Raw genomic sequence first — 17,335 nt, forward strand, 5'->3', positions numbered from 1 at the left:
GTCCGTCCGCAACGAGCGCCTTCCCTAACAAGTGTTTGGTAGGTTAGCGTGGCCCTATGACAGGCGTCGAGAGTCCGGCGTACGAGCCCGGGCACGGGCTGCTGACGGGGCGTACCGCCGTCATCACGGCGGCGGCCGGGGCGGGCATCGGCGGGGCGACCGCGCGCCGCTTCCTGGAGGAGGGCGCGCGCGTACTGATCAGCGACGCGCACACCCGGCGGCTCAAGGAGTACGAGGCCCGGCTCGCCGGGGAGTTCGGCGCGGCCTCGGTCACCGCGCTGCCGTGCGACGTCACCGACGAGGACCAGGTGCGGGCCCTGTTCGAGGCGGCCGGACGGGAACACGGGCGGCTGGACATCGTGGTCAACAACGCCGGACTCGGCGGGACCTCGGCCCTCGTCGACATGACCGACGACCAGTGGTCCCGGGTGCTGGACGTGACGCTGAACGGCACCTTCCGGTGCACCCGGGCGGCCCTGCGCGCCATGCGGGAGACCGGCGGTGGCGTGATCGTCAACAACGCCTCCGTCGTCGGCTGGCGCGCCCAGGCCGGGCAGGCGCACTACGCCGCCGCCAAGGCCGGTGTGATGGCGCTGACCCGGTGCGCGGCGATCGAGGCCGCCGAGTACGGGGTGCGGGTCAACGCGGTCGCGCCGAGCCTCGCCATGCACCCGCACCTGGCGAAGGTCACGACACCCGAGCTGCTCCAGGAGCTGACCGCACGGGAGGCCTTCGGGCGGTACGCCGAGCCCTGGGAAGTGGCCAACGTGATCGTCTTCCTGGCGTCCGGCTACTCCTCGTACCTGACCGGGGAGGTCGTCTCCGTCAGCAGCCAGCACCCCTGACGGCCGGAGCGACCACAATGGACCCGTGCCGACCAAGAAGAAGCCCCAGGTGACCGCCGCCGCCCAGCGCCGCCGCGAACTCCTGGACACCGCCGCCGAGGTCTTCGCCGAGCAGGGCTACAACGCCACCACCGTACGCAAGATCGCCGACCACGCGGGGATGCTCGCAGGCAGCCTCTACTACCACTTCGACTCCAAGGAGTCGATGCTGGAGGAGATCCTGCGGTCCTTCCTCGACGAGCTCTGGGGCGGCTACGACACCGTGCTGGCCGCCGGGCTGGACCCCCGCGAGACGCTGGAGGCGCTGGTCACCGAGTCGTTCCGGGAGATCGACCGGCACCGCGCCGCCGTCGCGATCTACCAGAAGGAGAGCAGGCAACTGGTCGCGCAGGAACGCTTCACGTTCCTCGCCCAGTCGCAGCTCAGGTTCGAGAAGGCGTGGCTGTCCACGCTGGAGCGCGGGGTCGCCGCGCGCGTCTTCCGGGCCGACCTCGACGTCCGGCTCACCTACCGGTTCGTGCGCGACACCGTGTGGGTCGCCGCGTCCTGGTACCGGCCCGGCGGACAGCACAGCCCGGAGGAGATCGCCCGGCAGTACCTGTCGATGGTGCTGGACGGGATCGCCGTACGCACCTAGCCCGCAGGGGGTTTGCCATGGCCGAGGCCTACATCGTCGAAGCGGTCCGGACGCCTGTCGGACGGCGCGGGGGAGGGCTGAGCGCGGTCCACCCGGCCGACCTCGGCGCACACGTGCTGAAAGAACTGGTCAGGCGCTCGGGCATCGACCCGGCCGCTGTCGAGGACGTCGTCTTCGGCTGCCTGGACGCGGTCGGCCCGCAGGCCGGCGACATCGCCCGGACCTGCTGGCTGGCGGCCGGGCTGCCCGAGGAGGTGCCGGGCGTGACCGTCGACCGGCAGTGCGGCTCCTCCCAGCAGGCCCTGCACTTCGCCGCGCAGGCCGTGCTCTCCGGCACCCAGGACCTGGTGGTCGCGGGCGGCGTGCAGAACATGTCGCAGATCCCGATCGCCTTCGCCACCCGGCAGGCCGCCGAGCCCCTGGGGTTCACCGAGGGGCCCTTCGCGGGCAGCGAAGGCTGGCGCGCCCGGTACGGCAGCCGGCCGGTGAACCAGTTCGCCGGCGCCGAGACGATCGCCGCGAAGTGGGGGATCAGCCGCCAGGACCAGGAGGAGTTCGCGCTGCGCTCCCATCGGCGGGCGGTGCGCGCCATCGACGAGGGCAGGTTCGAGCGGGAGACCGTGCCCTACGGCGAGGTCACCGCCGACGAGGGCCCGCGCCGGGACACCTCCCTGGAGAAGATGGCCACGCTGAAGCCGGTCATCGACGGCGGCACCATCACCGCCGCCTGCTCCTCCCAGGTCTCCGACGGCGCGGCGGCCCTGCTGCTGGCCTCGGAGCGGGCGGTACGGGAACACGGGCTGCGCCCGCGCGCCCGCGTGCACCACCTCTCCGTACGCGGCGAGGACCCCATCCGGATGCTCTCCGCGCCCATCCCGGCCACCGCGCACGCCCTGAAGAAGACCGGCCTCACCCTCGACGCCATCGACCTCGTCGAGATCAACGAAGCCTTCGCCCCCGTCGTCCTGGCCTGGCTGAAGGAGACCGGCGCGGACCCGGAGAGGGTCAACGTCAACGGCGGCGCGATCGCCCTCGGGCACCCCCTCGGCGCCACCGGCGCCAAGCTGATGACCACCCTGCTGCACGAACTGGAGCGTACCGGCGGCCGGTTCGGGCTGCAGACGATGTGCGAGGGCGGCGGCCAGGCCAATGTGACGATCATCGAGAGGCTGTGAGCCTCGCCCGCACCTCCTCCGCCTCCTTCATGATCCGCTCCACCAGCTCCGCGCACGACGGCAGGTCGTCGATGACCCCGGCGACCTGCCCCGACGCCATCACCCCGAGATCCGTACGCCCCTCCACCATCGCCGACCTGAGCAGCATCGGCGTGTTGGCCGCCAGCAGCACCTGACTCCACGACAGATCCTTGCCGTGCCTCATGGCGAGTCCGTCACGGACCATCCGCCGCCAGCCGAGCCCGGACAGCCGCCGGAACCCGGCCGCGTGCCGGACGGCGTGCAGCAGCGCGCGGGTACGGCCGGAGCGCTCCAGGGCGTCCACCAGCTCCGTGCGCAGCATGCGGTGCGGCAGGCCGTCCACCGCCGTGGTCACGGTGACGTCCCTGACGGTGGCCGCCAGATACCGGGCCTTGACCGGGTCCGGCACCGTCGAGTCCGAGGTCAGCAGGAACCGGGTGCCCATCGCGACCCCCGCCGCCCCATAGGCCAGCGCCGCGACCAGGCCCCGTCCGTCGAAGAAGCCGCCCGCCGCCACGACCGGTATCCGCACCGCGTCCACCACCTGCGGCAGCAGCACGCCGGTCGCCACCTCACCGGTGTGCCCGCCGCCCTCGCCGCCCTGCACGATCACCGCGTCCGCGCCCCACGCCGCGACCTTCTCGGCATGCCGCCGCGCCCCGACGGACGGGATCACCACCACGCCCGCCGCCTTCAGCTCGGCGATCAGCTCACGGGAGGGCGCGAGGGCGAAGGACGCCACCCGCACCCCCTCCTCGATGATCAGGCGGACCCGGTCGCCGGCGTCGCCCGCGTCCGCCCGGAGATTCACCCCGAACGGCGCCTCCGTGCGGGCGGCGACCTCCCGTACCGCCGCGCGCAGCTGGTCCAAGGTCATCGTCGCGGAGGCCAGGATGCCGAGGGCGCCCGCGTTCGCCGCCGCCGAGACCAGACGCGGGCCCGCCACCCAGCCCATCCCCGTCTGCACAAGCGGATGCCGGACCCCGACCAGCCGGGTGAGCGCCGTCTCCATCAGCCCCTCACCCCCTCGGGGACCTCGCGCGCGCGGGTGCCGTCCGGGTCGAGCACCTCGCGGATCAGGCGCAGTTCCCCGGCCGTCGGCTCCCGCGTCACCGGCACCTCCTCCGGGACCGCCAGCGCGAAGCCCGTCGCCTCCTCGACCTGTGCGACGCTCACCCCCGGATGCAGCGAGGCCAGCCGCATCGAGTGGTCGGGCGTGGCGAAGTCGAAGACGCCGAGGTCGGAGACGACCCGGGGGATGCGGTGGTAGCGGGCCGTGCCCGGGTGTTCGGCGGCACGGTCGTACCCCACCCCGCACACCATGTCGACCCGCTCCACGAAGACCCGGCGGGAGTGCCTCGGTATCCAGTAACTCGTCGGGTTGTTCAGCGTGTTCAGCGACGCCCCGCGCACGCCGAGCAGCTGCCGCCGGGGTCTCGCCCAGTCACCGACGCACGAGATGTTCTGGTTGCCGAAGCGGTCGATCTGGCCGGCGCCCATCATCACGTGCCGCCGCCCCCCGGCCACCAGGGTCAGGTGCTGCCGATAGGGCAGCCAGCCCTCCGGTGTGCCGTCCGGGCGGACGAGCAGCGCCTCGCCGTCGGTCAGCATCAGGTCCGGGGCGAAGGTGAGCCGGGCCAGCCGCGCCCCCAGCGACGGAATCAGGCCCATCGGGCTCGCCAGGATCTCGCCCGATCCGCGCCAGGCGTCGGCGCAGGCGATCACGCAGTACTCGGCGCGCGTGGGTCCACTCATCGCTGCTCCTCCTGCCGGGCCCGCACCGCCGCCCGGTACGCCTGCTCGTCCCCCGTGAGGTACCGCTCGGCGAACTTGGGCCAGGGCGTGGCCGCGTACTCCTTCTGGAACTCCTCGTCCCGCCCGTAGTCGGGGGCGCACGACGTGAAGTGCGCACCGTTCGGTGCCTCGACGACACCGGTCACCGCATGCCGTTTCACGAGCAGCGTCTGCGGCGCCGCCTCCTTCGTCAGCTCGGCAGTGTCCACGATCCGCTCGCAGGAGACGTAGGCCGTGTCCGCCGCCTCGCAGAACAGGTCGTCGAAGTACGGGTCGGGGCCCAGGTACTGCCCGTTGCCCAGCCGGTCGGCGCGGTTGACGTGGACCAGGGCCGCGTCCAGCCGCAGGGCGGGCATGGCCACGAACGTCTCCCCGTCCTCGTACGGGGAAGTCACCGTCCGCAGGCCGGGGTTGACCCGCATCACGTCCGAGCCGATCCCGGCCCGCACCGGCAGGAACGGCAGCCGGTTCGCGGCGGCGCGCAGCCCCCACATGAACATCGCCTCGTCGACCTCCATCAGCTCGAAGGCCCCCCGTTCGCGCGCCGCGCGGTAGTGCGGTTCGAGCGGGACGGAGTCGAGCGTGACGAAGGCGGCGACCAGCTTCCGGATCCGTCCGGCGGCGGCCAGCACGCCGATGTCCGGGCCGCCGTACGAGACGACGGTGAGGTCACCGATCCCGGACCGGAGCAGCGCTCTGACCAGGGTCATCGGTTTGCGCCGGGACCCCCAGCCGCCGATGCCCAGGGTCATGCCGCTCTCCAGCCGCGAGACCACCTCGTCGGCGGTCATCGTCTTGTCCCTCACCTACGCGCCCTCCTTTCCGAACGTGTCGCGGATCCGGTCGGCCACCCCGCTCAGGCCCGCCTCGAAGGTGAAGCCCTGCTCGAAGCGGTAGCTGCGGCGCACGTCGACCGGGTCGATCCCGTTGATGGCGGCCTTGGCCAGGCGCAGCAGCCGCCCGTCCTTGGCGGCGATCTCCCGCGCCAACTCCAGCGCGGCGTCGCGCAGCCGGGCGCGCGGGACCACCCGCCACACCGAGCCGTGCGCGTGCAGCTCGGCCGCGCTCGCCGTGCGCGAGGTGTAGTACAGCGCGCGCATCAGGTGCTGCGGGACGAGCCGGGCCAGGTGTGTGGCGGCGCCCAGCGCGCCCCGGTCCAGCTCGGGCAGCCCGAAGACGGCGTCGTCGCTCGCCACGATCGCGTCCGCGTTCCCGACCAGCCCTATCCCCCCGCCGAGACAGAAGCCCTGCACCGCGGCCACCACCGGTGTCTCGCACTCGTACACCGCCGCGAAGGCCTCCGCGCAGCCCTGGTTGGCGCCGATCAGCGCCTGGTGCCCCGCTCCCTGTATCTCCTTGATGTCCACGCCCGCGTTGAAGCCGCGCCCCTCGGCGGCCAGCACCACGCAGCGCACCTCCGGATCGCGGCCGGCCGCGCGCACGGCGTCGGCCAGGGCGAACCAGCCGCGCACCGGCAGCGCGTTCACCGGCGGGAAGTCGACCGTGACGACGGCGATTCCGTTTTTTTCGGGCCCCTTTTCCGGGGACGAGGTGGAGACACTCATGGACGCATCAGCTACCTTCGCACTCAACGCCTTTCCACCAAACATTTGTTAGGTGTGAGGCTTCGAAGCTAGCAGTCGGCGGATCGCGGCGGGAGGCCCTGTGGAAAACCCGGCGGCAGACCCTGTGGAAAACCGGACCGTGGTGGTCACCGGCGGCACCCGGGGCGTCGGGGCCGGTATCGCCCGGGCCTTCGCCGAGACCGGCGCCCGGGTCCTGGCCTGTGCCCGCAGACCTCCGGAAGTGCCCGTCGACGGCGTGGAGTTCGCCCCGCTCGACCTGCGGGACCCGCCCGCCGTCCGCGCCTTCTTCACCGCGCTGCCCCGGCTCGACGTCCTGGTCAACAACGCGGGCGGCACCCCCTGTCGACGGCTGGCCGACGCGGACGCCGAGCGGCACGCCCGGGTGATCGAGCTGAACCTGCTCACGCCGCTGACGGCCTCGCTCGCCGCGTACGAGCATCTGCGGCGGGCCCGGGGCTCCGTCGTGATGATCGGCAGCGTCAGCGGCAGCCGCCCCTCGCCCGGTTCGGCGGCCTACGGGGCGGCCAAGGCGGGCCTGGAGAGCCTGGCGAAGTCCATGGCCGTGGAGTGGGCGCCGGAGGTCCGGGTCAACACGCTGGTCGTCGGCATGGTCCGCACCGAGCTGTCCCACCTCCACTACGGCGGCGAGGAGGGCATCGCGGCCGTCTCCCGCACCGTCCCGCTGGACCGTCTCGCCGAGCCGTCCGACGTGGGCGCCGCCGCCGTCTTCCTCGCCTCCGACGCCGCCGTGTACATCAGCGGGGCGAGCCTGCTCGTGCACGGGGGCGGGGAGCGACCCGCGTTCCTGGACGCCGCCACCGCCAACAAGGAGGTCTGACATGAACGCGAGCGGAATCTGTGCGGGCCGCGTCGTCGTGGTCACCGGCGCCGGCCGGGGGCTCGGCCGCGCCCACGCCCTGGCCTTCGCCGCCGAGGGCGCGCGGGTCGTCGTCAACGATCTGGGCGTCGGGCTCGACGGGGCGCCCGGGCCGGACAGCCCGGCGGGCGCCGTCGTGGCCGAGATCCGGGCGGCGGGCGGCGAGGCGACGGCCCACGGCGGCGACATCTCGACGACCGAGGGGGCCGCCTCGCTGATCCGGGCCGCGGTGGAGACGTACGGCCGTCTCGACACCCTCGTCAACAACGCCGGTTTCCTGCGCGACCGGATGCTCGTCAACCTCGACGAGGACGACTTCGACGCCGTCCTCCGCGTCCATCTCAAGGGCCACTTCCTGCCCCTGAAGCACGCCGCCGCGCACTGGCGGGCCGAGGCCAAGGCGGGGCGCACTCCGGTGGCCCGGATCGTCAACACCAGCAGCGGCGCGGGACTGCTGGGCTCGGTCGGGCAGGGCAACTACAGCGCCGCCAAGGCCGGGATCGTCGGCCTGACCCTGGTCGCGGCGGCCGAGCTGCGCCGGTACGGGGTCCAGGTCAACGCCATCGCGCCGGCGGCCCGCACCCGTATGACGGAACGCGCCTTCGCCGAGGCCATGGCGGCTCCCGGCTCCGGCTTCGACGCCATGGCGCCCGAGAACGTCTCCCCGCTGGTGGTCTGGCTGGGCTCCGCCGCGAGCGCCGGAGTGACCGGCCGGGTCTTCGAGGCCGAGGGCGGCCGGATCACCGTCATGGAGGGCTGGCGGCCGGGCCCCACGGCCGACCGGGGCGCGCGGTGGACTCCGGCCGGGGCGGGGGAGAAGGCGCTGAAGCTGCTGGCGGAGGCGGAGGCTCCGGGCGCGGTGTACGGGGCGTAGGAGCCGGTCAGCCGGTCAGCCGGGCGGCGGCTGCCTGCTGCCGCTCGCTCATCACGCCCAGGAAGCGGATCACGGTCCGCAGCTCCTCCGTGCTGAACGCCTCGCAGGCCTCGGCGACGTCGCGCGCCCAGTCCTCGAAGAACACGGCCAGTTCGCCGACCTTCTTGTCGTCCAGCTCCACGACCACCCGGCGCTTGTCCGTGGGGTGCCTGACCCTGCGGGCGAAGCCCTTGGCCTCCAGGCGGTCCAGCAGTCCGGTGACGGAGGCGGGCGCCAGGCCGGTCAGCCTCGCGAGGTCCTTCGCGGTGAGCGGGCCCTCGCGCAGGAGGTAGTCGAGGGTCTTCTCCTCGGTGGCGTTCAGCCCCTGCTTCGCGGCGACCGCCGAGTGGAACATGATCGTGACGGCGCTGTGCGCGCGCCCCACCTCCATGAGGCGCCGCAGTGTCTCGTGCCGCTCCGCTGCGTCTTCGTCCCGCGTCATGGCTCCAGGCTAGCAAAAATTTCGTTCGGTCGAACTAAGTACTTGCGTGGGCCGAGGTGCCGGTGCAACTATTTCGTTAGTCCGAACGAAATAAATCTGAGCGCTGAATCCTAGGCGCAGCACATCCTGGATCAGGGGAGCCAGCATGACCACGTCCCTCACCGCACCACCGCTCACCGAGGCGGAGCCGTATCCACGCCGCTGGGCCGCCGCCGTCGTGATGATGATCGCGGCGCTGATGGACCTGCTGGACGTGACGATCGTGAACGTCGCCATCCCGTCCGTCGGGCGTGACCTGCACGCCTCGTCGAGCGAGCTGCAGTGGCTGGTCTCGGCCTATCTGCTCGGCTTCGCCGCCACCCTGATCGTCTCCGGCCACCTCGGGGACCGTCTCGGACGCCGGACCCTCTTCCTCGCCGGTACGGCGGGCTTCGGGCTGGCGAGCCTGGCCTGTGGGGTGGCGCAGTCGCCCGGCCAGCTCATAGCCGCCCGCGCGGTGCAGGGGGTGCTGGCGGCGGTGCTGGTGCCGCAGGTGCTCGGTTCCTTCCGCACGCTGTTCCGGGGCAAGGAACGCGGGGCCGTCTTCGGGGTGTACGGCGCCGTCGCCGGGTTCGCCTCGGCGGTGGGGCTGCTGCTCGGCGGGCTGCTCACCGACGCCGACCTGTTCGGCTGGGGCTGGCGGTCGGTGTTCCTGGTGAACGTGCCGGTGGCGCTCGGCACCTTCGTCGCGGGGCTGTCGCTGGTGCCGGCCACCCGGGAACGGTCGGCGGGGCGCCCGGACGTGCTGGGCAGCCTGGTCCTGGCCGCCGGCCTGGTGGCGATCGTGCTGCCGCTGGTCCAGGGCCGGGAGAACGGCTGGCCGCTGTGGGGCTGGGCCTGCCTCGCCACCGGTACGGTCGCGGTCGGCGGGCTCGGGCTGTACGAGGCCCGGCGCCGGCGCGGGGGGAAGACCGTGCCGCTGCTGCCCGCGCGGGCCTTCCGGCTGCCCGCCTTCTCCGTAGGTGTTCTCGTCCAGCTGCTGTTCTCCGTGGGGATGCAGGGCTTCTTCCTGGTCTTCGCGATCTGGCTGCAGGGGGGCGAGGGGTACTCGCCGATGCAGGCCGGCATGGTGACCGCGGCCTTCTCCGTCGGCGGCTTCCTGACCGCGCCCGCCGCGGACGGGCTCGCCGTGCGGTACGGGCGGACGGTGCTCGGCGCCGGGGCGCTGATGATGGCGGGCGGCTTCGGCTGGGTGTGGGCGTCGGTCGACGGGGCCGCCGCCGCGCACACCGGGGCGTGGCCGCTGGTGCCCGGACTGGTGGTCGCCGGCGCCGGACTCGGGTTCCTGGTGGTGCCGCTGGTGAACGTGGTGCTGTCCGCGGTGCCGGGCGAACTCGCGGGCGGGGCGTCCGGGATCTTCTCCACGGCCCAGCAGTTCGGGGGCGCGCTCGGGGCGGCGGTGATCGGGACGGTGTTCTTCGACCACGCCGGCCAGGGGACGACCGAGGCGCTCGGCTCGGCGATGCCCTGGGTGACCGGCGGGTTCGTGGTGTGCGCCGCCCTGTGCGCGGCACTGCCCCGGCGGGCGGTGGCCGGGCACCAGGAGTGACACGCGCGAAGGGGCGGGACCCGGATGGGCCCCGCCCCTTCAGTCGTCTCCGCTACGTGTCGCACTCCAGCACCGTCCGGCACAGCGAGCACCGTGCCCGGACCCGCCCCTTCACCGGCACCCGGATCCGCTGGTGGCAGGTCGGGCAGGGGAAGGAGACGCGCAGGTGGCCGCCGCCGTCGGGGGAGAAGGTGTAGGGAACGCCGGGCTGGGGGCCGGGGGCGTGGCGGCGGTCGCGGGCGTAGCGGCGGCGGCCCGCCCAGCCGGCGGCGGTCAGCGGGGGCTGCTGCTCGTCCTGGCGGGCCTGGGCCATGCCCTTGACGTACGCCGTGTACGCCTGCGGGCTGGTGAACCACACCGAGGGGTCCTCATGGAAGACCAGGGCGCGCTTGGCCAGTACGTAGCCGAACTCCTCCGGGGTGAGGTAGCCCAGCTTCTGGGAGGTCAAGGAGTCCTCCCGGTAGGCGTCCAGCAGCAACCAGCCCGCCCCCAGGTAGGTGGTCGCCGTGTCCGTGAGGATCTCGTTGTCCGCCGTGCCGGGGAAGGACAGGTCGAGGCGATGCAGGTAGACGTGCATCACCTCGTGGGCGAGCGCCGCTCCGATGTCGCGCCGGTGGGTGCGGAACCGGTCGTTCAGCTCCACGAAGTACTCGGGCCCGGCGGCGAGTTCGACATTCGCCGCATGGGTCATCTCGCGGAAGCTCACGACCAGACGGGCGTCCGGCAGCCGGAAGTGCCGCACCATCTCCCGGGCCACGCGCTGCGCCCCCAGGTAGAGGTCGTCGGTGTCGCAGAAGGCCACGTCGGCGGGGGCCAGGCTGGCGGAGAACGTCTGGACGGTGTCGTACGAGAGGCGCTTGTACAGCGCGGTGATGGCGGCCCGCACCGTCTCCAGATGCGGGTAGCCGTGCTCGACCGGTCCGCCGTTAGCCACGTCCGTACCCCCAGAGACGTTCGGGCCTCCTCTCCACTCTATGCGCGGGGCCGCGGCGGGGCGCTCAGCCGTGCGGTGGGCACCCCGGGCTCCGTCTCCTGGAGTTCCAGCACCCACACCTCGTTGTCGCCCTCCCGCAGGACCGGGCCGGGGACGTACAGGGACCGCTGGGGGCCGGCGGACCAGTAGCGGCCCAGGTTGAAGCCGTTGACCCAGACGAACCCGCGGGTCCAGCCCGGCAGTTCCAGCCGCGCGTCCCCGGCCCCGTGGACCGTGACGGTGCCCCGATACAGCCCCGGGGCGCCGCCGGCGGGCAGCGCGCCGAAGGGCACCGGCTCGACGCCGCCGTCGAAGGCGTCCAGCCGCAGTCCACGCGCGCGTACGCCGTGCAGATACTGCCGCTCGTGCAGGACGCCCCCGGTGAGGCCCTTGGGCTCGCCGCTGCGGGGCCCGTAGTTGACCCGCCCCAGGGACTCCACCCACACCTCCACGCGCGCGGGCCCGGCGACGGGCTTCTCCAGCGTGTCGTCCTCCTCGGTGAGCACCCCGGCCCGCTCCCCGTCGACGTACACCACCGCCAGATCGCGCAGCCCGCGCAGGGCCAGCGGGTACGGCTGCCGCGGGCCCGGCACACTCACCTCGTAGCGGACCAGCCCCCGGTCGACGTCCAGCTCCTCGAAGGTGGGCGGCACGCCACCGACGCTCTCCCGGCCGCCGAGTGCCTCCAGCACGTCCCCCAGGGGGGCCCAGTCGGACAGCCGCACCTCCGTGGGAACACCCAACGGTGCCGGGAGCGGGGGCGGTTCGGGCAGCGGGCCGGGATTGTGGGCGGCGAGCACCTCGCGGAAGGCCCAGAACTTCTCCGTGGGGCGCCCGTACTCGTCGATCGGCGCGTCGTAGTCGTACGAGGTCACGTCCGGCTCCAGCGGCCCCTCGTGCATGTCGCCGCCGCCCCGGTTGGCGCCCGCCCAGCCCGCGAAGTTGGTGCCGCCGTGCGCCATGTACACGTTGACCGAGGCGCCGCACTCCAGGATCTCCCGTAGGCTCCGCGCCGCGTCCGCGGCATCCCGGACGACATGCTCGCCGCCCCACCGGTCGAACCAGCCGCACCAGAACTCCATGCACATCAGCGGCCCGGAGGGCTGGTGCCGGCGCAGCGTCTCGAAGGCCTCGCGCGCGCGGGAGCCGAAGTTCACCGTGGCCAGGACGCCCGGCACCGAGCCGCCGGTGAGCATGTGGTCCTCCGGGCCGTCGGAGGTGCACAGCGGGACCGTGATCCCCTTGGCGCCGAGCATGTCGGTCAGGTGCCGCAGATAGACCTCGTCGGAACCGTAGGCGCCGTACTCGTTCTCGACCTGCACCATGATCACCGGTCCGCCGCGGTCGGACTGCCGGGGCACGACCTCGTGCAGCAGATGGTGGAACCAGCGGTCCAGGTGGGCCAGATAGCGCTCGTCACGGGTACGCACACGCGTGCCCAGCTCGCCCGTCAGCCAGTGCGGCAGGCCGCCGTTCTCCCACTCGGCGCAGATGTAGGGGCCCGGCCGCACGATCGCCCACAGCCCCGCCTCCCGCACCGCGTCCAGGAAGCGGCCCAGGGACTGTACGTCCCGGAAGTCGCCGGGGCGCGGCTCGTGCAGGTTCCACGGGACGTACGTCTCCACGCAGTTGAGGCCCATCGACCGCAGCAGCGCCAGCCGGTGACGCCAGTGCGCCTCGTGCACCCGGAAGTAGTGCAGCGCGCCGGAGAGCAGCCGCACCGGCCGCCCGTCCAGCAGGAAATCCGTGTCCCCCACAGTGAACTCGCTCATGCGCCCACCCTCGCCCCTGGCGGCGATCAACTCCATGGACAAAGATCGGCTGTACTTGGACGGAAGCGATGCCGGAAACGACGTCCGAAACGACGGAAACAACGCCGGTAGCGACGCGGGGGAGGAGCGCGCGGCCATGTACCACACCTGGATGCGGTACTTCAGCCCCAGCCCGGTCCACCACCGCCTCGGTCTGGTCTGCCTCGGCGTCGGCCTCCAGTACGGCGCCCTGCCCGCCGTCGGACCGCGCACCCTCGACCACCACGTCGCCGTCGTGATCAGCACGGGCGGCGGCTGGTACCGCGGCCCCGACGGGCGCCCCACCACCATCACCGCGCCGGCGCTGCTGTGGCTCACACCCGGCGTGCCGCACCACTACGCGGCCGACCCGGCGAACGGCTGGGACGAGGGGTTCGTCGGCTTCACCGGCCCGGCCACCGCCACGTACACCGAACTCGGCTACATCGAACCCGAGCGGCCCGTCGTGCCCCTCGCCGACGCCACCGGCCCCCGAGCCGTCGTCGGCCGCATCGCCCGCGCCGCCGGCCGCGGCAACCCGCTGCTGGAGGTGGAGACCGGCGCCGCCGTCCACGAACTCCTGGTCGCCCTGCGCCGCGCCCGCGCCGACCTCGCCCCCGACGGCGACCCGGTCCTACAGGCCCTCGCCCGGGACGCCTGCACCCCGATGACGGTCGCCGAACACGCCGCCCGGCACAACATGACCCCCGCCGAGCTGCGCGCCGCCGTCCGGCGCGGTGCCGGGTGCAGTCCCAAGGACTACCTGCTCGGCATCCGCCTGGGCCGCGCCAAGGAACTCCTCGCGGCCACCGACCTCCCGGTCGCCTCCGTCGCCCGCCGCGTCGGCTACGACGACCCGGCCTACTTCTCCCGCCTGTTCGCCCGCCGCGTCGGCCTGGCCCCCGTCCGCTTCCGCGCCCAGCAGGGCCGCGCCGCCCCCGGCGACGGCAACGACCGCGCCCCCGACGATCCGTCCGCGATGGAAGACCCCCACGCCCCCGAGGACGACAGGGCCTAGGGTTGACGCCCATGACCACCAGCAACACCGGTAACGGAGCCGTCGACCCCGCCGTCCGCGAGGAGCTCGAGCGGCTGCGCGAGAGCATCGACAACATCGACGCGGCCGTCGTGCACATGCTCGCCGAGCGCTTCAAGGCCACCCAGCAGGTGGGCCGGCTCAAGGCCGTCCACCAGCTGCCGCCGGCCGACCCGGCGCGGGAGGGGCGGCAGATCGCCCGGCTGCGCAGCCTCGCCGAGAATGCCAAGCTCGACCCGGCGTTCGCCGAAAAATTCCTCAATTTCATCATCGCCGAAGTGATCAGGCATCACGAGCGCATCGCCGAGGACACCGTCAACCACCAGGCGTCGAGCGCCACCTGATCACCGGCGGCAGCCGCGGACCGGGCCGCCGGAGCGCACTCCCCGTCAATCGGCGAGCACCCGCTGTCAGTGCCGGGAAGTAAGCTGGTTGCTCACGTGGGAGGGACGTTGGCCATGCCATCGGATGCCAAGATCCTCATCGTCGACGACCACAAGGACACCTTGTACGCGCTGGAGAGCGCCCTGGCCCCGCTGGGCTACCGGCTCGGCCGGGCCACCAGCGGCGACGAGGCGCTCAAGCAGGTCCTGCGCGGTCAGGTCGGCCTCCTGCTGCTGGACGTCCGCATGCCCGGCGTCAGCGGCCTGGACGTCGTGCGCTATCTGCGCCGCCTGGAGCAGACCCAGCACATACCCGTCATCCTGCTCACCGGCTTCGGCCCGGACCAGGAACTGACCGCCAGCGCCTTCGCCCTCGGCGTCGCCGACCTCGTCCTGAAACCCGTCGACCCCTGGGCCCTGCGCACCAAGGTCCGCTACCTCTACGACGCCCACCAGCACCGGCTCGCCCTGGAACAGGAGATCCGCGACCTGCGCGCCCTGGTCAAGGGCCACCCGGACGCCCAGGAACACGCCCCGCACCACTCCCCGCCCCCACCCGACAGCCACGTCCCACCCCAACGCGACGCCCACCGCAGCCGCGCGACACCGGACCGCAGCTAGGGCCCAGGCCCCGCCCCGGCGCACGCCCGGACGCGGCCCGGCGCCAACCGGACATAGGCCGCGTACCGATCCGCCTCTGTGCCGTGTCGGTGACATCAGGCAGCATGTCGTTCATGTCCGTACTGACGCGCGACGAAGCGCAGACCCGTGCCCAGCTCCTCGACGTCCACCGCTACACGATCGACCTCGACCTGACCACCGGGGACGAGCGCTTCGACTCCCGCACCGTGATCCGGTTCTCGGTACGGGCCGACGGCGCCAACGTGGACACCTTCGTCGAGCTCAAGCCCGCCGAGCTGCGCTCCGTCACCCTCGACGGACAGCCCCTCGACCCGGCGACCCTGGACGACAACCGGCTGCCCCTGAAGAACCTCACCCCCGGCGAGCACGAACTGCGCGTCGACGCGGCGATGCGCTACTCCCGCACCGGCGAGGGCATGCACCGCTTCACCGACCCCACCGACGGCGAGACGTACGTCTACTCCCAGGTGTTCATGGACGACGTACAGCGCGTCTACGCCGCCTTCGACCAGCCCGACCTGAAGGCCGTCTTCGAACTGAAGGTGACGGCCCCCGAGGGCTGGACCGTGCTCGCCAACGGCATCACCGAACACCTCGGCGAGGGCCGCTGGCAGGCCGCCCCCACCCCGCCGCTCTCCACCTACCTCGTCGCCGTCGCCGCCGGCCCCTTCCACTCCGTGCGCACCGAGCACCGCGGGCTGCCCTTCGGCATCCACTGCCGCCGCTCGCTCGCCCCCCACCTCGACGCCGACGCCGACGAGATCCTCGACGTCACGCGCGCGTGCTTCGACCGCTTCCACGAGAAGTTCGAGGAGCCCTACCCCTTCGACTCCTACGACCAGGCATTCGTCCCCGAGTTCAACGCGGGCGCCATGGAGAACCCGGGCCTGGTCACCTTCAGCGACAAGTTCGTCTACCGCTCCGCCGTCACCGACACCGAACGCCAGACCCGCGCCATGGTCGTCGCCCACGAGATGGCCCACATGTGGTTCGGCGACCTCGTCACCCTCAAGTGGTGGGACGACATCTGGCTGAACGAGTCCTTCGCCGAGTACATGGGCTACCAGACCACCCTCGAAGCGACCCGCTTCACCCAGCCCTGGGTCGAGTTCGGCGTCACCCGCAAGGCCTGGGGCTACGACGCCGACCAGCGCCCCTCCACCCACCCGGTCGCCCCCGAGGCCGTCGACGACACCGCCGCCGCGCTGCTCAACTTCGACGGCATCTCCTACGCCAAGGGCGCCTCCGCCCTGCGCCAGCTCGTCGCCTGGCTCGGCGAGAAGGACTTCCTGGCCGGCATCAACATCCACTTCGCCCGCCACAGGTTCGCCAACGCCACCCTCGCCGACTTCATCGACTCCCTCGCCGCCGCCACCGACCGCGACGTCCACGCCTGGGCCGACGCCTGGCTGCGCACCACCGGCGTCGACACGCTCACCCCGCGCGTCACCACCACCGACGAGGGCACCCGCGCCCTGACCGTCGAACGCGCCGGCAGCCGCCCGCACCGGATCACCGTCGGCGTCTACGACCAGGACCTCGCCGACGAAGGCCGCCTCACCCTGCGCGAACGCCTCGACGTCGACCTGCCGCAGACCGCCCCGCAGCCCATCGGCAAGCGCCCCGAGCTGCTCGTCCTCAACGACGGCGACCTGACCTACGCCAAGGTCCGCTTCGACCCCGAGTCCTTCCGGGCGGTGCGCGCCGGCCTGTCCGCCCTGCCCGAGCCGCTCACCCGCGCGGTGGTGTGGAACGCCCTCCGGGACGCGGTCCGCGACGGCGAACTCCCGCCCGCCACCTACCTGGAGGCCGCCCGCACCCACCTCCCGCACGAGACCGACCTCGCCCTCGTCCAGGGCGTGCTGGCCTTCGCCGCCACCCATGTCGCCGACCGCTACCTGGCGACCGAGGAACGTCCCGCCGCCCTGGCCACCCTCACCTCGCTCTGCCGCGACCTGATCCGCCGCACCGAGGACGGCGACAACCCCGGCCTGCGCCTGGTCGCCGTACGACACTTCATCGACGTCGCCGCCCACCCCGACACCATCGCCGCCTGGCTCGCCGACGGCACCGTGCCCGGCGGCCCGGAGCTCGACCCCGAGCTGCGCTGGCGCATCCTCGGCCGGCTCGCCGTCCTCGGCGCCACCGACGAGACCGCCATCACCGGCGAACTGGAGCGCGACCCCAGCGCCACCGGCCAGGAGGGCGCCGCCCGCTGCCGCGCGGCCCTGCCCGACCCGGAGGCCAAGCGCCGGGCCTGGGAGGCGATGTTCGCCACCGACGACCTGTCCAACTACCTGTTCATCGCCACCGCCCAGGGCTTCTGGCAGCCCGAACAGGCCGACCTGGTACGGGAGTACGTGCCGCGCTACTACGAGGACGTGGTCGCCCTCGCCGCCCGCCGCGGACCCGCCATCGCCGCCGCCGCCGGCCACTGGGCCTTCCCCGCCCATGCCGTCGACGACGAGAACCTCCGCCTGGGCGAGGCCTGCCTGCGCGACGCCGCCCCGGTCACCGCGCTGCGCCGCAAGCTCGCCGACGAACTCGACGACCTGGCACGGGCGTTGCGCGTACGGGAGGCCCAGGGCAGGTCCTAATACCGGCGACGTAGGGCACGTCTGGTCCTTGCCGAC

General features: G+C 72.9%; 17 protein-coding genes. 10 read left to right on the plus strand and 7 right to left on the minus strand.

What is annotated here, in order from left to right:
* The first annotated feature begins 56 nt into the window (after positions 1 to 56).
* From ACZ7L0_RS09865 to ACZ7L0_RS09875, 3 genes are read left to right on the plus strand one after another with little or no spacing between them, the layout of a single operon-like run.
* The gene (locus tag ACZ7L0_RS09865) at positions 57 to 845 is read left to right on the plus strand and encodes an SDR family oxidoreductase (RefSeq protein WP_471241920.1); all 789 of its coding nucleotides are present in this window, start codon (positions 57 to 59) and stop codon (positions 843 to 845) included.
* Between the two features lie 25 nt (positions 846 to 870).
* On the plus strand, positions 871 to 1,482 hold the full coding sequence (locus tag ACZ7L0_RS09870) for a TetR/AcrR family transcriptional regulator (RefSeq protein ID WP_471241921.1): 612 nt from the start codon (positions 871 to 873) through the stop codon (positions 1,480 to 1,482).
* Positions 1,483 to 1,499: 17 nt separating this feature from the next.
* On the plus strand, positions 1,500 to 2,657 hold the full coding sequence (locus ACZ7L0_RS09875; protein WP_471241922.1) for an acetyl-CoA C-acetyltransferase: 1,158 nt from the start codon (positions 1,500 to 1,502) through the stop codon (positions 2,655 to 2,657).
* On the opposite strand, the gene ACZ7L0_RS09880 is transcribed toward ACZ7L0_RS09875, so the two are convergent.
* From ACZ7L0_RS09880 to ACZ7L0_RS09895, 4 genes are read right to left on the minus strand one after another with little or no spacing between them, the layout of a single operon-like run.
* Positions 2,641 to 3,690 carry an NAD(P)H-dependent flavin oxidoreductase gene (locus ACZ7L0_RS09880; protein WP_471241923.1) on the minus strand — a complete coding sequence of 350 codons (1,050 nt, stop codon included), beginning with the start codon at positions 3,688 to 3,690 and terminating at the stop codon, positions 2,641 to 2,643. The genes ACZ7L0_RS09875 and ACZ7L0_RS09880 overlap by 17 nt on opposite strands.
* Entirely contained in the window at positions 3,690 to 4,433 is a 744-nt protein-coding gene (locus ACZ7L0_RS09885) for a CoA-transferase subunit beta (protein WP_471241924.1), read from the minus strand. Before ACZ7L0_RS09885 ends, ACZ7L0_RS09880 begins: the two co-directional genes overlap by 1 nt.
* Entirely contained in the window at positions 4,430 to 5,278 is an 849-nt protein-coding gene (locus tag ACZ7L0_RS09890; protein WP_471241925.1) for a CoA transferase subunit A, read from the minus strand. Before ACZ7L0_RS09890 ends, ACZ7L0_RS09885 begins: the two co-directional genes overlap by 4 nt.
* Positions 5,279 to 6,037, minus strand: coding sequence for an enoyl-CoA hydratase family protein (locus ACZ7L0_RS09895; protein ID WP_471241926.1), 759 nt, complete (start codon positions 6,035 to 6,037; stop codon positions 5,279 to 5,281). It abuts the gene before it with no gap.
* 124 nt (positions 6,038 to 6,161) lie between these two features.
* On the opposite strand from ACZ7L0_RS09895, the gene ACZ7L0_RS09900 reads away from it, so the two are divergent.
* Complete coding sequence (locus tag ACZ7L0_RS09900; protein ID WP_471241927.1) at positions 6,162 to 6,896, plus strand: SDR family oxidoreductase; 735 nt, start codon at positions 6,162 to 6,164, stop codon at positions 6,894 to 6,896.
* A gap of 1 nt (position 6,897) precedes the next feature.
* Positions 6,898 to 7,809 carry an SDR family oxidoreductase gene (locus ACZ7L0_RS09905; protein WP_471241928.1) on the plus strand — a complete coding sequence of 304 codons (912 nt, stop codon included), beginning with the start codon at positions 6,898 to 6,900 and terminating at the stop codon, positions 7,807 to 7,809.
* Positions 7,810 to 7,816: 7 nt separating this feature from the next.
* Here the strand turns inward: ACZ7L0_RS09905 and ACZ7L0_RS09910 are convergent, their stop codons facing one another.
* Complete coding sequence (locus ACZ7L0_RS09910; protein WP_471241929.1) at positions 7,817 to 8,290, minus strand: MarR family winged helix-turn-helix transcriptional regulator; 474 nt, start codon at positions 8,288 to 8,290, stop codon at positions 7,817 to 7,819.
* A 145-nt stretch (positions 8,291 to 8,435) separates the two neighbouring features.
* Between ACZ7L0_RS09910 and ACZ7L0_RS09915 the strand changes: the two genes are divergently transcribed.
* Positions 8,436 to 9,878, plus strand: a complete 1,443-nt coding sequence (locus tag ACZ7L0_RS09915; RefSeq protein WP_471241930.1) for an MFS transporter — start codon at positions 8,436 to 8,438, stop codon at positions 9,876 to 9,878.
* A gap of 52 nt (positions 9,879 to 9,930) precedes the next feature.
* Here ACZ7L0_RS09915 and ACZ7L0_RS09920 read toward each other — a convergent pair whose 3' ends face one another.
* Entirely contained in the window at positions 9,931 to 10,812 is an 882-nt protein-coding gene (locus ACZ7L0_RS09920) for a hypothetical protein (RefSeq protein ID WP_471241931.1), read from the minus strand.
* Positions 10,813 to 10,850: 38 nt separating this feature from the next.
* Entirely contained in the window at positions 10,851 to 12,623 is a 1,773-nt protein-coding gene (locus ACZ7L0_RS09925) for a glycoside hydrolase family 35 protein (protein ID WP_471241932.1), read from the minus strand.
* Between the two features lie 136 nt (positions 12,624 to 12,759).
* Here ACZ7L0_RS09925 and ACZ7L0_RS09930 point away from each other — a divergent pair, with 136 nt between their 5' ends.
* The 4 genes from ACZ7L0_RS09930 (at position 12,760) to pepN (ending at position 17,299) form a co-directional block, all read left to right on the plus strand.
* Positions 12,760 to 13,659, plus strand: coding sequence for a helix-turn-helix domain-containing protein (locus ACZ7L0_RS09930; protein WP_471241933.1), 900 nt, complete (start codon positions 12,760 to 12,762; stop codon positions 13,657 to 13,659).
* A gap of 11 nt (positions 13,660 to 13,670) precedes the next feature.
* Complete coding sequence (locus ACZ7L0_RS09935) at positions 13,671 to 14,021, plus strand: chorismate mutase (protein WP_471241934.1); 351 nt, start codon at positions 13,671 to 13,673, stop codon at positions 14,019 to 14,021.
* A gap of 114 nt (positions 14,022 to 14,135) precedes the next feature.
* On the plus strand, positions 14,136 to 14,681 hold the full coding sequence (locus tag ACZ7L0_RS09940; RefSeq protein WP_471241935.1) for a response regulator: 546 nt from the start codon (positions 14,136 to 14,138) through the stop codon (positions 14,679 to 14,681).
* A gap of 113 nt (positions 14,682 to 14,794) precedes the next feature.
* Positions 14,795 to 17,299: an aminopeptidase N gene (pepN, locus tag ACZ7L0_RS09945; protein WP_471241936.1), complete on the plus strand. Its 2,505-nt coding sequence runs from the start codon at positions 14,795 to 14,797 to the stop codon at positions 17,297 to 17,299.
* Positions 17,300 to 17,335: the final 36 nt, after the last annotated feature.

The sequence above is a fragment of the Streptomyces sp. NPDC039424 genome, assembly GCF_055639495.1.